Raw genomic sequence first — 13,631 nt, forward strand, 5'->3', positions numbered from 1 at the left:
CGCCGGTGGCCAGCACCACGCGCTTGGCCCGGACCCGGTGCAAACGTTGGCGCACTTGGCCAATCGGCGCACGGTCGCCCAGGTGGTCAGTGAGGCGCTCGTGAATGGTCAGAAAGTTGTGGTCGTGATAACCGTTGACCGTCGCCCGCGGCAGCAACAGCACGTCCGGCAGGCTCTTGAGTTCAGCGATCACCTTCGCCACCCACTCCATGGCCGGTTTGCCGTCCAGGCTTTCGCGGCTGTCCAGCAGGCTGCCGCCAAACTCTTCCTGCTCATCGGCGACAATCACCCGTGCACCGCTACGCGCAGCCGCCAGGGCAGCAGCTAATCCGGCAGGCCCGGCGCCGACAATCAGCACGTCGCAATGGTGGTTCATGTTGTCGTAGGTATCGGGGTCATTCTGCGTAGGCGAACGGCCCAAGCCTGCCGCCTTGCGGATGTACTTCTCGTAAGTCATCCAGAACGACTGCGGGTACATAAAGGTTTTGTAGTAAAAACCCGGCGGCATCAGCTTGCCGCCGACCTTGCCCAAAATGCCCATCATGTCGGTGTTGACGTTGGGCCAGCCGTTGGTGCTGGTGGCCACCAACCCTTGATACAGCGCCTGTTGCGTGGCGCGCACGTTGGGGATTTGCGTGGCTTCGGTGGCGCCGATTTGCAGCACTGCGTTGGGCTCTTCGGCACCAGCGGCATAAATGCCCCGAGGCCGGGAGTACTTGAAACTGCGACCGATGATGTCGACACCATTGGCCAGCAACGCGGCCGCCAGGCTGTCGCCTTCATAGCCTTTGTACTGTTGGCCGTTGAAGGTAAAGGTCAGCACTTTGCTGCGATCAACACGGCCGCCGTTAGGCAAGCGATGGGTCTGGCTCATACCTTTTCTCCCAGCTCGCGGGTGGCTGCAGGCGCAACCGGCGCGGCCTGTTCGGTGAACTGCGGTTTGCTACCAATCAGGTAGGTTTCCAAAATTTCGTAGGTCACGGTGTTGCGCGTGGCGTTAAAGAACTGGCGGCAACCGGCGACGTGGTTCCACAGTTCGTGGTGCAGGCCGCGTGGGTTATCGCGAAAGAACATGTAGTCGCCCCACTCTTTGTCGGTGCAGGCGTTAGGGTCGAGCGGGCGCGGAATATGCGCCTGGCCGCTGGCGTGAAACTCTTCTTCGGAGCGCAACTCGCCACAATGAGGACAGAAGATATGCAACATGGGTGTTTCTCCTGTTAGTGGGCGACAGCGGCTGCGCCGTGCTCATCGATTAGGGCGCCGTTGTAAAAACGGTCAATGGAAAACGGCGCCGCCAGCGGGTGCATTTCGCCTTTGGCCAAACTGGCGGCAAACACGTTGCCCGAGCCCGGCGTGGCTTTAAAACCGCCCGTGCCCCAGCCGCAGTTGAAGAACAGATTCGGGACCGGGGTTTTCGAGATGATCGGGCAGGCGTCCGGTGTGGTGTCGACGATGCCGCCCCATTGGCGGTTCATGCGCACGCGCGACAGCACCGGGAACATCTCCACAATCGCTTGAATAGTGTGTTCGATCACCGGGTACGAGCCGCGCTGGCCGTAGCCGACCCATCCGTCGATACCGGCACCGATCACCAGGTCGCCCTTGTCGGACTGGCTGATGTAGCCGTGTACGGCGTTGGACATGATCACGCTGTCGATAATCGGCTTGATCGGCTCCGACACCAGCGCTTGCAGCGGGTGCGATTCGATCGGCAAACGGAACCCGGCCTGGCGCGCCATGTGCCCGGAGTTACCGGCCGTGACCACGCCCACGCGCTTGGCGCCGATAAAGCCCTTGCTGGTTTCAACACCGATGCACACGCCGTTCTCTTTGCGAAAGCCGAGCACTTCGGTCTGCTGGATCAAGTCCACGCCCAGGGCGTCGGCGGCCCGGGCAAAGCCCCAGGCCACAGCGTCATGCCGGGCCACGCCGCCGCGCCGTTGCACGGTGGCGCCGATGATCGGGTAGCGGGTGTTTTTTGAGCAATCGAGGTACGGAATCTCGTCCGCCACTTGCTTGCCGTTAAGCAGTTCGCCGTCCACGCCATTGAGGCGGTTGGCGCTGACCCGGCGTTCCGAGTCGCGCATGTCTTGCAGGGTGTGGCACAGGTTGTAAACGCCGCGCTGCGAGAACATGACGTTGTAGTTGAGGTCCTGGGACAAGCCTTCCCACAACTTCATGGCGTGTTCGTACAGGTGCGCCGACTCGTCCCACAAATAGTTGGAACGCACGATGGTGGTGTTGCGCGCCGTGTTGCCGCCGCCCAACCAGCCTTTTTCGACCACGGCCACGTTGGTGATGCCGTGCTCTTTGGCCAGGTAATACGCGGTGGCCAGACCATGCCCGCCGCCGCCGACGATGACCACGTCATAGACCTTTTTGGGGGTCGGCGTGCGCCACATTTTTTGCCAGTTTTCGTGGTGGCTGAACGAGTGCTTAAGAAGGCCGAAACCTGAGTACCGTTGCATAGGGCTTACTCCAAAAACGCGCTCAGCGATAAACCGGGAAGTCTTTGCACAGCGACGTCACCTGACGCGCCACATCGGCCTCGATATCGGGGTCACCGAGGTGATCGAGGATGTCGCAAATCCAGCCCGCCAACTCCGTGCACTGCGCCACCTTGAAACCACGGGACGTCACCGCCGGGGTGCCGATGCGCAGGCCCGAGGTCACGAACGGCGATTGCGGGTCGTTCGGCACGGCGTTTTTGTTGACGGTGATGTGCGCACGGCCCAAGGCGGCGTCGGCGTCTTTGCCGGTCAGGCCCTGACGGATCAGGCTGACCAAAAACAGGTGGTTGTCGGTGCCGCCCGAGACCACGTCGTAGCCGCGTTTGATAAACACCTCGGCCATGGCCTGGGCGTTGTCGATCACCTGTTGCTGATAGGTTTTGAAGCCCGGCTCCAGTGCTTCTTTAAAGCACACGGCCTTGGCGGCAATCACATGCATCAACGGGCCGCCTTGACCGCCGGGGAACACCGCCGAGTTGAATTTCTTTTCCAGCGCTTCGTTGCTCTTGGCCAAAATCAGCCCGCCACGTGGCCCGCGCAGGGTTTTGTGGGTGGTGGTGGTCACCACGTCGGCGTACGGCAGCGGGTTCGGGTACAGGCCCGCTGCAACCAGCCCGGCCACGTGGGCCATGTCGACAAAAAAGTACGCACCGACCTTGTCAGCGATTTCGCGAAAGCGTGCGAAATCTAGCGTTTTGGAGTAGGCCGAGAACCCTGCAATGATCATCTTTGGCTGATGTTCGACCGCTAAACGTTCCACTTCGTCGTAGTCAATCAGCCCGGTGGCCGTGTCGATGCCGTACTGCACGGCGTTGTACAACTTGCCCGAAAAGCTCACGCTGGCGCCGTGGGTCAAATGCCCGCCATGGGCCAGGCTCATGCCCAGCACGGTGTCACCGGCATTGAGCAACGCCAGGTACACCGCAGCGTTAGCCTGGCTGCCCGAGTGCGGCTGCACGTTGGCGTAATCGGCGCCGAACAGTTGCTTGGCGCGGTCGATGGCCAACTGCTCGACTTTATCCACATGTTCGCAACCGCCGTAATAGCGCTTGCCGGGGTAGCCTTCGGCGTACTTGTTGGTCAGGCCGCTGCCCTGCGCTTGCATGACCCGCTGGCTGGTGTAGTTCTCGGAGGCAATCAGCTCGATGTGATCTTCCTGACGCTGCTCCTCAGCGTTGATCGCCGCCATCAAGGCATCGTCGTAACCCTGAATCTGATCCTGTTTGCTGAACATTGCGTTCTCCCAGCGCCAGCGCGCCATTCGTCTCGGTGAGGCTTATGCCCTTTGAGCCAGATGGTAGAGCCGGTACAGGCCGATCAAATGCCTGCGCGCGCCACGCAATGGCGCGTTTACGACATCACGCAAAAGCAGAGTCTGCAGGAGCGAGCTTGCCTCGCGATCTTTTGATCGTTTAAAGGCTCGCTCCTACAGGATGTGTGTGTCTGTGCACCCGCCGCGTTCTTGGATAAAGTGCAGCACACCCTTCGACACGGAACCGGGAAATGACTGATAAGAGCCAACAATTCGCCAGCGACAACTACTCCGGTATCTGCCCCGAAGTCTGGTCTGCCATGGAAAAAGCCAACCACGGCCATCAACGTTCTTACGGCGATGACGAGTGGACCCTGCGTGCGGCCAACGACTTCCGCACCTTGTTTGAAACCGACTGCGAAGTGTTCTTCGCCTTCAACGGCACGGCGGCCAACTCGCTGGCGTTGTCGTCGTTGTGCCAGAGCTTCCACAGCGTGATCTGCTCCGAAACCGCCCACGTCGAGACCGACGAATGCGGCGCCCCGGAGTTTTTTTCCAACGGCTCCAAACTGCTGCTGGCCCGCACAGAAAACGGCAAGATCACCCCGGAGTCGATCCGCGAGATCGCCCTCAAGCGCAAAGACATTCACTACCCAAAACCGCGCGTGGTGACCATCACCCAGGCCACTGAAGTGGGCACGGTGTACACCCCTGAAGAAATCCGCGCCATCAGCGCCACCTGTAAAGAGCTGGGCCTGCTGCTGCACATGGACGGCGCGCGCTTCTCCAACGCCTGTGCATTTTTGGGCTGCTCGCCGGCCGACCTGAGCTGGAAAGCCGGGGTAGACGTGCTGTGCTTTGGCGGTACGAAAAACGGCATGGCGGTGGGCGAAGCGATTTTGTTCTTCAACCACGACCTGGCGGTGGACTTTGACTACCGCTGCAAACAGGCCGGGCAACTGGCGTCGAAAATGCGCTTTTTGTCAGCACCGTGGGTGGGCTTGCTGGAAAACCAGGCCTGGCTCAAACACTCCCGCCACGCTAACCATTGCGCGCAATTGCTCAGCCAACTGGTCAGCGATATTCCAGGCGTTGAACTGATGTTCCCGGTGCAGGCCAACGGCGTGTTTTTGCAACTGTCGGAGCCAGCGGTGGCCGCATTGACCGCCAAGGGCTGGCGCTTCTACACCTTCATTGGCAAAGGCGGCGCCCGCTTCATGTGCTCGTGGGACACCGAAGAAGCACGGGTGCGGGAATTGGCGGCGGATATTCGAGAAGTAATGATGGCTCACTAAACATCACGCGACGTCCTGTTTTAAACCACTAAGGGAGCTACTTATGCTCCCTTTTTTTTCTGTCAATTATTTCAATTAATCTAACTTGCACCCATAAAACCTACATCTTCAACGCCTGAACAATAGTAAAACAAGTCAGTATTCTTACCTCTACAAACGACTTCCACTTATGGCTAATACACTCAAATAGCGTTTGACTAAGGCCATGCAAACCCCTGCTTGAGGGTCATCACCTAACTGACTGATAAAAGGTTAACACCATGAAACAAATGACACCCGATAGTGAATATATAAACCGCGAGCGTATTAATAAAACAGCCATTAATGAACCCCCACCCTTCTTCGAAGCCCTCAACAGTCCGGAGGCGCGATTATTCTTAACAGCCGAAGACATGAAGCTCATTAAAGAGTATGTTCACACCGCTAAAAAACTGCCTAAAACCCTGCCAGACATACATGAAAAACTTGGCAAACTTGAAACGGCCGAATTTAGCACCCTTGAGCTGTTAACCATTCATGAGAGCATTCACCGGCACGCGCTGCTCTGGCCCGATATAGAGACAGGGTTATTTACCTCGGGGGAGCGCCTGAAAGTGTTTTCATATAACCTGACCACCTTCATGACCCGCCTGTCTGACACCATTTCCCAAATGCCTATTGTTGAAAAGATTGAAAAGTTTGAGAGCACCTCAATCGAACATTTGCCGCCCATTCCCTTTGACCCCGTAGACGAAAAAGTCCATAAGACTCTCGGCAGTACATTTGACGACCTTAAAATAAGCATCGCAAAGGCATCCAGTGAGACCGACAACCTGCACAAAGAGATCACCTCGTTTAATAATAAACTTGCGCAACACTTGATTCCTCTTGTCGAACGCAGCATCAATACATTGAGTAAAGTGTCCAGCGCCGATCATGCCAATCGGTTAATGTTGCGCTTGAACGAAGCACGGGAAACACACAAACAAAAAAATAACGAAAAGACCAAACTCTTGGCGTTCGACATTAGCAAGATCGGACTGTCCGCTGCCAACCCACTTAGCCTCTTAATAAACTTTCTTAATGGCCCCGCTTTGTTAAGCCCTGAGCTGATAGACGTCATACACCACGTGGGGAAACTGAACCGGGAGATCACCCAACTCGAAAGCGAGCTCCTCGCCACCGAAGGTATTCCAAAGCTGGTTACGGAACACAGCCTGTCTCTGCGTACGTTGGAGACCGCCATGGGTGGCGCGGCAGAAGCCACCGAAAAGCTAAAAAAAGTATGGGCAACCATCATTGCCCATATCGAAACCTCAGCGACTGACTTCAAGCTAATTAAAACCGGTCAGGCATTAATCTCTTTTCAAGCCAATATCGATCGCACCATCGCGCCCTGGAAAGAAGTCAACCTGACCGTTAGCGCATTGCTGGATGTTTTATACACCGCCAATCAATCAAACCCTTAAGCAAGGATGTTTACTGTGACTGACTTCCCCTTAATCAATATTGCGCTTATCAAGAACAATAAAAAAAACATCAATGCCTTGGCAGGCCGTCTGGAACTTTCATTTAACAGCGCTCTGGGCTCAAAGGTCCAGCGCCTGGATAAAGCGATTAACGCAGCCCACGAGACACTGCTCACTCACACAGTGAAAATAGCCGTACGGTTAACCGACAAAAATTACATCCGTTTACGGCCAATGATCCTAGAGATAGAAAACAGCCCGTCACTGGGCGACGAACAAAAAAAACAATCGATCGCAGCACTGGAACACGATTACCTGACCAGCCAAAAAGAATCGCACCGTGTCATCGCCCAATTGCTCCTGGCCATGGAGAACACACAAAATGACCTCGATGATATCAAACTGTCTGAGCTGGACTTGCGCGTACCGCACTCGATGACCGAGGACATTAACACCAAGCTTGAAAATAACAAGTTACGCCAACAACAGCTGAACGTTGACTTGCAAACCCTGAGCACTGCCATTCATTTAATTGACGAAAAAAATATTGCCGATTACCTGGCGGACTGGATCCCCAGCGAAGAAACCATTAACGCTGTCAGTTTTTCAGCGTCAAAAGTCGAAATCCTCAAACAAGCACTCATTCTGCTGAAAAAGTACTTGAGCTATATTTCCGAGCATTTGAACTATCTAAAAATGATCGAAGCCCGAAACGTATTAAGGCTTGAGATCCAGAAATGCCGAGACCATGAATCCGTACTGATCGAGTTACAAAAAAAACACGCCGCCGTCACCCAGGCGCTGAATGAGGCCGAAACCTTAAACGTTTTAAAAAACGATTACCACACGCAAGCGACAAACGTTACCCGTCGGATAGAGCACTATATGGGCAAGGTTAACTTTGACGGCCCGTTATCATCCGACAACGTCGACGCTATTAAAGATGAAATGCAGCAACTCGAAGCGTTCTTGAAACCGCTCACGTCGATCAGGCTACCCAAATAAGCAAGGCCTGCTCAGGTTAATAGCGGACAAGGCAGCGTGTGCTGGTGCTACCTGCCTTGCCCGCCTCTGTGATGCGCGCCGACTCAGACTTGCCCGAGGGTTCGCTCAATCACATCGACCGTGGCGCTGACTTGCTCTTGATAACGGTCGAGTTCCTGTTTGTGGCTCAGTTGCAATTCAATCTGTTGTGAGCACAGATTCAACGCGGCCAAAACCAGCAATTTGTCCCCGATCAAGCTCGGGTACTTTCTTTTCGTTTCGGCCAGGGCAGCTTTCAACATGACCGTGGCGGCCAGCAGCGTTTGTTTCTCGCCTTCCGGTGCCTTGATCGTGTAGTCGTTCCCCAAAATCGAGACGACATTTACACCGTCTCTGTCCGCGCTCATGCGTTGACAGGGCTCACGCTCGCGCGCTCAACCAGGGCTTGAATGCGTGCAGCGGTAGCGCCTTGCTTCTCTTCGGCTTCCATCAGCGACAGTTGCAGGCTTTCGTTTTCATCTTTGGCCTGGGCCAGTTCAGCGTTCAGCTGAGTGTTGGCGTCCAGCAGTTCTTGCTTTTGCTGAACCAGGTCGCTGACCAGTTGTTCCAGTTTGCTAAGGGATGACTCGATCATGGTGGTGTTCTCAAGCAGTTTTCAGAGGGCGCGTACGATAAAGAAAAGTCAGCCGCTAAGCTAGCGAAGACCTGCCTTTACGCGCCCTAAAGACTGCGGTTTGCAACCTTTGTTCCCGAGACGCCTGAATACACTGTAGGAGCGAGCTTGCCTCGCGAGCTTTTTTTAACGATCAAAAGATCGCGAGACAAGCTCGCTCCTACAGTCCCTTTCAGAATTCGATACGCACATCGCCTTTCGGCACGCTGCAACACGACAAGATGTAGCCTTCTGCCACGTCATCGTCGGTGATGCCGCCGTTGTGTTCCATCTCAACTTCGCCGCCCAACTTGAGCACTTTGCAGGTGCCGCAAATGCCCATGCCGCAGGCTTTGGGGATCATCAGGCCAAGCTTGGCTGCCGCTGCGTGCACGGTTTCGGCCGGGCCCACGCGGATGCTTTTGCCCGACGCGGTGAATTCCACCTGGTTGAGGTCGGCCACGTCCAGCTCCGGCGCATCGGCCGCTTGCTCGGCTTGTTCGATGGCGTCTGCCCGCACCTCGGGTGGCGTCGCACCAAACGACTCTTCGTGGTAACGGCTCATGTCAAAACCGTTGTTTTCCAGCAGGCGTTTCACCGCGTTCATATACGGCGTAGGCCCGCAGCAAAACACTTCGCGCTCCATAAAGTCGGGCGCCATCAGGTCGAGCATTTTGTGGTTCAAGTAACCGCGATACCCCGCCCACGGTTCGCCCAGGCCATGCTTCTCGCAGATCAGGTGCAGGCTGAAGTTATCGATGCGCGACGCCATGTGTTCCAGCTCGCGGTGGTAAATGATGTCTTTGGGCGAACGGGCGCTGTGGATAAATACCATGTCGACATTGGCATTGGTGTCGTAAAACCAGCGCGCCATCGACATCACCGGGGTGATGCCCACGCCGCCGCTCAGGTACAGGACCTTCGGGCTGGGCGCGTCGATGGCGTTAAACAGCCCGACCGGGCCATGCACCGCCAGCTCCTGACCTTCTTGCAGGGTGTCGTGCAGCCAGTTAGACACACGCCCGCCCGGCACGCGCTTTATCGTCACCGAAAAACTGTACGGCACCGACGGTGAGCTAGAGATGGTGTACGAGCGCATCACCGGGTCGCCGTCGATCTCCAGTTCCAGGGTCACGAACTGCCCCGGCTTGAAAAAGAACAAAATCGGCTGATCCGCCATAAAGCAGAACGTGCGCACATCCCAGGTTTCCTGAATCACTTTGACGCAGCGCACGATGTGCCGGCCATTGGCCCAGGTTTGAGTGGTAACCGGATTCAGAAAGCTGTTGGACATACGCTTCTCCACGGCCGACTGTCGGCCTCTTGCTGGCGATTTTGCGCATGCCCTTGGGCGGCCATTTACCTATTCGCGACATTCACATACTTATCGCGACCAGCCGCTGAAAACAGCCCTTGCAGCGTCGGGAACAGATTGGGCCATGTCGCCCGCAGATATGGCGATCAGGCACTTCGAACGCACACTCAGCGCCACTGACAACAGTTATTGCTTTGCCTTGTGTCGCACCCCTGATCAGCCACTTTTAGGCCACGTCGAATGGCCATGAGGACTACAACGATGGACGTCACCGCAACCCTGAGCCTAGGCGATCCACTAGAACCTGCACGCAAGGCCACCGCCGAGATGTTGCAAAATCGCGAGCGGACGTTTTCGCTGCCGCAGCCGTTTTATAACGACGAGCGTCTGTTCGAAATCGACATGCAAGAAATCTTTCAAAAGGAATGGCTGATTGCGGGCATGACCTGCGAGATCCCGGCCAAGGGCAACTTCTTGACCCTGCAAGTGGGCAAGAACCCGATCATCGTGATCCGTGGCGCTGAAGGCCAGGTGCATGCCTTCCATAACGTGTGTCGCCACCGCGGCTCTCGGCTGTGTACCAGCGAGAAAGGCAAAGTCGCCAAGCTGGTGTGCCACTACCACCAATGGACCTACGAGCTGGACGGGCGCCTGCTGTTTGCCGGCACCGAGATGGGCGCCGATTTCGACATGAAGCAGTACGGCCTCAAGCCGGTCAACGTGAAAACCGCAGGCGGCTACATCTTTATCAGCATGGCCGAGAACCCACCGGCGATTGACGAGTTCCTGGCCACGCTGAACCACTACATGGAACCCTACGACATGGAAAACACCAAGGTGGCGATCCAGACCACCCTGGTCGAAAAAGCCAACTGGAAGCTGGTGATTGAAAACAACCGCGAGTGCTACCACTGCGGCGGCTCGCACCCGGAACTGTTGAAAACCCTGCTGGAATGGGACGACGTGACCGACCCGCGCGCCGACCAGGCGTTCAAGGATCACGTGGCCGCCTCTGCCGCTGCCTGGGACGCCGAGAAAATCCCCTATGCCCACGCCAGCTTCGGCCTGCGTAACCGCATCGTGCGCATGCCGCTGCTTAAAGGCACCGTATCGATGACTCTGGACGGCAAACAAGGCTGTGCAAAACTCATGGGCCGGATCAAAAACCCGGACTTGGGCTCGATGCGCATCCTGCACCTGCCGCACTCCTGGAACCACTGCATGGGCGACCACATTCTGGTGTTCACCGTGTGGCCGATCGGCCCGCAAGAAACCATCGTCACCACCAAATGGCTGGTGCACAAAGATGCGGTAGAAGGCGTGGACTACGACGTGGAGCGCATGCGTAAAGTCTGGGACGAAACCAACAACCAGGACCGTCGCCTGGCCGAAGAAAACCAGCGCGGCATCAACTCTACGGCTTACCAGCCGGGACCGTACTCCAAGACCTACGAGTTTGGAGTGGTCAACTTTATCGACTGGTACAGCGATCGCCTGCTGAACAACCTGGGCGCAGCGCCAGCGGCCTACCTCAAAGGCGTCGTCACCCAGTGATATCAACCCTGTAGGAGCGAGCTTGCCTCGCGATCTTTTGATGGTTTAAAAGCTCGCGAGACAAGCTCGCTCCTACAGGGGCTTACGCTCCAGAAACATCAAATACGCCTCGCCTGTCACCCCGATCATCGGGTGCGGGACGACGGTGCAGGTTTTAACAATCGTGAACCCATGACGCTCATAGAACCGGCGGGCGCCGGTGTTGGCGGCGTAGTCGATCAGGCTCAAGCCCTTGAGCCCTAACTCATCACAACGCTGGTGCGCGTATTTAAGAAACTCCTGGCCCAAGCCCAGGCCGCGCCACCCTTCATGCAAGGCCAGGCTGGAGATATACAGCGTGTCGGGGACCTCCATGTCGGCGTACGGCGCCAGCACCGGGTCGGTCACAGGCTCAGGGGTCGGGTCTTCACGCATCACGTAGCTGTGCATCATGCCAATCACGCGGCCTTCGGCCTCGGCAATCAGGCAGTTCTCATACGAGAAATTCACCCCTTCACGGGCATAGCGACGCTCGCCCACGTCCAGCAGCGCCTCGCCCGGTTGTGCGATGAGGCTCCAGATGTAATCGGCGCCCCCTTCAGATGAAATTTGAAACAGGCGCGCGATGTCGCGCGCATCCGTTTGCAACGCTGGACGAAACAAAATAGGCATACGCGTTACTCCACAGGCTTGAGGCGCTCTTTTTAACGCAGCCCACGGCGCGTGCGCCGGGGAGGTTTATAACCAGTTGTTACTATGCACAGCTCATTTTTTGATCAACACGCCCCAGGCCACGCGTTCAAAGGCGCGCAGCCCTTCACCAACATCTTATCCACAGCCACACCCACAGCAATTGTGGGGAAGTGGGTAAGTTATCCTTAAAAAGGCGATTGGCTATTTTTTGATCAAAATCGTGTAAGCCACGGTTTATATGGGCTGTAGCTAACCGCGAACACGTTATCCACATAACCGCCAACAGAGAATGTGTGCAACTTATGCACCGCCCTGCCCGACTGTGGAAAACCCCTTAAAGGCGCCATTGCTCAAGGGTTTAACGGCTGCGCGGTGGATAACAACGGTAATTGGGTGTTTTTTGATCAGATGCTTGAAAGCCTTGATCTGTATGGCGCTTAGCCGATAGCAAACAACTTATCCACATAAGCGCTAACAGACTTTGTGGGCAACTCAGCGCACCACGCCTTCTTCGATGAGTAACTTTAAAATCGCCTGTGCGCCCTCTTCGGCACTCACGCCTTTGAGCACTTGCCCCGAACCACCGGCCGCCTTGGCTGTGGCGGCCTTCATGCGGTCAGCGCCGCTTTTGGCCTTGATCACCTTCAAACGCTTGGGGCGCGGTTTGGCGGTCTGGAAAAGCCCGCGTGTGGATAACTCGTCCTCCACCACCTCGACCTCCTGAGCGCCGATTTGCCCCCGTGTGGCCGGGCCATAGGCGCTCTGCCGGGGTTTAGGCGCGGCGTTATCCACAGTAGCCAGAAACGGCAGGCGCACCTTGAGCCGACGCCGCTGGCCACGGGGCAGCGCTTGCAGCACCGTCGCCACACCGTTGTGGATAGATTCGATGTGCGCCACGCCCACCAGCAGCGGCCAGCCCAATTGCTCGGCCAGCAGGTACGGGAGCATGCCCGACCCTTCGCCGGTTTCGGCCTGGCTGCCGGCCAGCACCAGCTGAACCCCGGACTCACGCAAGTAATCGCGCAGCACCGGCACCGCGTCGGCGTGCTCGGGTTGTTCAAGAACATGCAGTTCGTCCAGGCCCATGCCCAGATAAGCGCGCAGCGCGGGCTCGTGAGGGTTACCGGCGTGCAGCACATGCAGGTTATCCCCAGCCAGTTGCAGGCCCAGCTCAACAGCGCGGGCATCGTGCTCGGCACGCCGGGCCCGCCCGGAAGCGGGGTGAGCGCCGATTGAAACCAGTGCGACAGTGTCGATGCTCATACATAACTCTCCAATCTGAACTCAATCCTGTGGGAGCGGGCTTGCTCGCGATGAATATGCAACGGTTGGTCAGGCAGACCGTGGCGCCTGAATCGCGAGCAAGCCCGCTCCCACAGAAGCAGTACCACGCCACTGTTCAACCGCCGCGATCAGCGCTTGCAGCACCGCGGTGCCATCGCCGATCACTGACAAGTCAGCGCGCTTGATCATGTCGCAGCCGGGGTCGAGGTTGATCGCCACCACTTTGTCGCACGCGCCAATACCTTGCAGGTGCTGGATCGCGCCGCTGATGCCGACCGCCACATACACCCGCGCCGTGACCCACGTACCGCTGGCGCCCACTTGGCGCTCGCGGCCCATAAAGCCGTCGTCCACGGCTACCCGCGACGCGCCTTCGGTGGCGCCCAGGGCCGAGGCCGTCTTGTGGAAAAGTGGCCAGTCCTTCACACCGTTGCCACCACTGAGGATAAATTCCGCCTCGGCCATGGGAATCGCCGCCGGGTCCACTTCCACCGCGCCCAAATCTTCGATGCGCGGCAAGCACGGCACCACCGCTGTGGATAACTCCACCACCAGGGCCTCATGGCGGGTTTCACTCACCGGCTCAGCGCATTCGGCGGCCGCCAGAATCAAGCGCGGCACGGCTTGCGACACGTCTTCGAGCCCGGCCCCGGCGCGGCCCACAC

14 protein-coding genes are annotated in these 13,631 nt (G+C 57.3%); 4 read left to right on the forward strand and 10 right to left on the reverse strand.

What is annotated here, in order from left to right:
* From GHO41_RS26150 to glyA, 4 genes are all read right to left on the reverse strand, one after another.
* Positions 1-874 (reverse strand): 2Fe-2S iron-sulfur cluster-binding protein (locus tag GHO41_RS26150; protein WP_153435058.1); only part of this gene is annotated, 874 nt, incomplete at its 3' end.
* Positions 871-1,203, reverse strand: a complete 333-nt coding sequence (locus tag GHO41_RS26155) for a sarcosine oxidase subunit delta (protein WP_048372327.1) — start codon at positions 1,201-1,203, stop codon at positions 871-873. The genes GHO41_RS26150 and GHO41_RS26155, both read right to left, overlap by 4 nt.
* A 14-nt stretch (positions 1,204-1,217) precedes the next feature.
* Entirely contained in the window at positions 1,218-2,468 is a 1,251-nt protein-coding gene (locus GHO41_RS26160) for a sarcosine oxidase subunit beta family protein (protein WP_048372329.1), read from the reverse strand.
* Positions 2,469-2,490: 22 nt separating this feature from the next.
* Complete coding sequence (gene glyA / locus GHO41_RS26165) at positions 2,491-3,744, reverse strand: serine hydroxymethyltransferase (RefSeq protein ID WP_048372332.1); 1,254 nt, start codon at positions 3,742-3,744, stop codon at positions 2,491-2,493.
* A 269-nt stretch (positions 3,745-4,013) separates the two neighbouring features.
* Between glyA and GHO41_RS26170 the strand changes: the two genes are divergently transcribed.
* From GHO41_RS26170 to GHO41_RS30840, 3 genes are all read left to right on the forward strand, one after another.
* Positions 4,014-5,057 carry a low specificity L-threonine aldolase gene (locus GHO41_RS26170; RefSeq protein WP_048372333.1) on the forward strand — a complete coding sequence of 348 codons (1,044 nt, stop codon included), beginning with the start codon at positions 4,014-4,016 and terminating at the stop codon, positions 5,055-5,057.
* Between the two features lie 260 nt (positions 5,058-5,317).
* Positions 5,318-6,505: an alpha-xenorhabdolysin family binary toxin subunit A gene (locus tag GHO41_RS26175; RefSeq protein WP_153435059.1), complete on the forward strand. Its 1,188-nt coding sequence runs from the start codon at positions 5,318-5,320 to the stop codon at positions 6,503-6,505.
* A 15-nt stretch (positions 6,506-6,520) separates the two neighbouring features.
* Positions 6,521-7,510, forward strand: a complete 990-nt coding sequence (locus GHO41_RS30840) for an alpha-xenorhabdolysin family binary toxin subunit B (RefSeq protein WP_178110134.1) — start codon at positions 6,521-6,523, stop codon at positions 7,508-7,510.
* An 83-nt stretch (positions 7,511-7,593) separates the two neighbouring features.
* Here the strand turns inward: GHO41_RS30840 and GHO41_RS26185 are convergent, their stop codons facing one another.
* From GHO41_RS26185 to gbcB, 3 genes are all read right to left on the reverse strand, one after another.
* The gene (locus GHO41_RS26185; RefSeq protein WP_048372339.1) at positions 7,594-7,896 is read right to left on the reverse strand and encodes a cell division protein ZapA; all 303 of its coding nucleotides are present in this window, start codon (positions 7,894-7,896) and stop codon (positions 7,594-7,596) included.
* The gene (locus GHO41_RS26190) at positions 7,893-8,123 is read right to left on the reverse strand and encodes a hypothetical protein (protein WP_048372341.1); all 231 of its coding nucleotides are present in this window, start codon (positions 8,121-8,123) and stop codon (positions 7,893-7,895) included. Before GHO41_RS26190 ends, GHO41_RS26185 begins: the two co-directional genes overlap by 4 nt.
* A gap of 211 nt (positions 8,124-8,334) precedes the next feature.
* Positions 8,335-9,435: a glycine-betaine demethylase subunit GbcB gene (gene gbcB, locus GHO41_RS26195; RefSeq protein WP_153330731.1), complete on the reverse strand. Its 1,101-nt coding sequence runs from the start codon at positions 9,433-9,435 to the stop codon at positions 8,335-8,337.
* Positions 9,436-9,717: 282 nt separating this feature from the next.
* On the opposite strand from gbcB, the gene gbcA reads away from it, so the two are divergent.
* Positions 9,718-11,010, forward strand: coding sequence for a glycine-betaine demethylase subunit GbcA (gene gbcA, locus GHO41_RS26200; protein ID WP_048372345.1), 1,293 nt, complete (start codon positions 9,718-9,720; stop codon positions 11,008-11,010).
* Positions 11,011-11,082: 72 nt separating this feature from the next.
* Here the strand turns inward: gbcA and GHO41_RS26205 are convergent, their stop codons facing one another.
* The 3 genes from GHO41_RS26205 to GHO41_RS26215 form a co-directional block, all read right to left on the reverse strand.
* Positions 11,083-11,661, reverse strand: coding sequence for a GNAT family N-acetyltransferase (locus GHO41_RS26205; protein ID WP_153435060.1), 579 nt, complete (start codon positions 11,659-11,661; stop codon positions 11,083-11,085).
* 513 nt (positions 11,662-12,174) lie between these two features.
* On the reverse strand, positions 12,175-12,945 hold the full coding sequence (locus GHO41_RS26210) for an electron transfer flavoprotein subunit beta (protein WP_153435061.1): 771 nt from the start codon (positions 12,943-12,945) through the stop codon (positions 12,175-12,177).
* Positions 12,946-13,014: 69 nt separating this feature from the next.
* A partial coding sequence (locus tag GHO41_RS26215; RefSeq protein ID WP_178126589.1) for an electron transfer flavoprotein subunit alpha/FixB family protein occupies positions 13,015-13,631 on the reverse strand: 617 nt, incomplete at its 5' end.

It is taken from the genome of Pseudomonas sp. FSL R10-0399 (assembly GCF_009600165.1).
GTDB lineage: Bacteria > Pseudomonadota > Gammaproteobacteria > Pseudomonadales > Pseudomonadaceae > Aquipseudomonas > Aquipseudomonas helleri.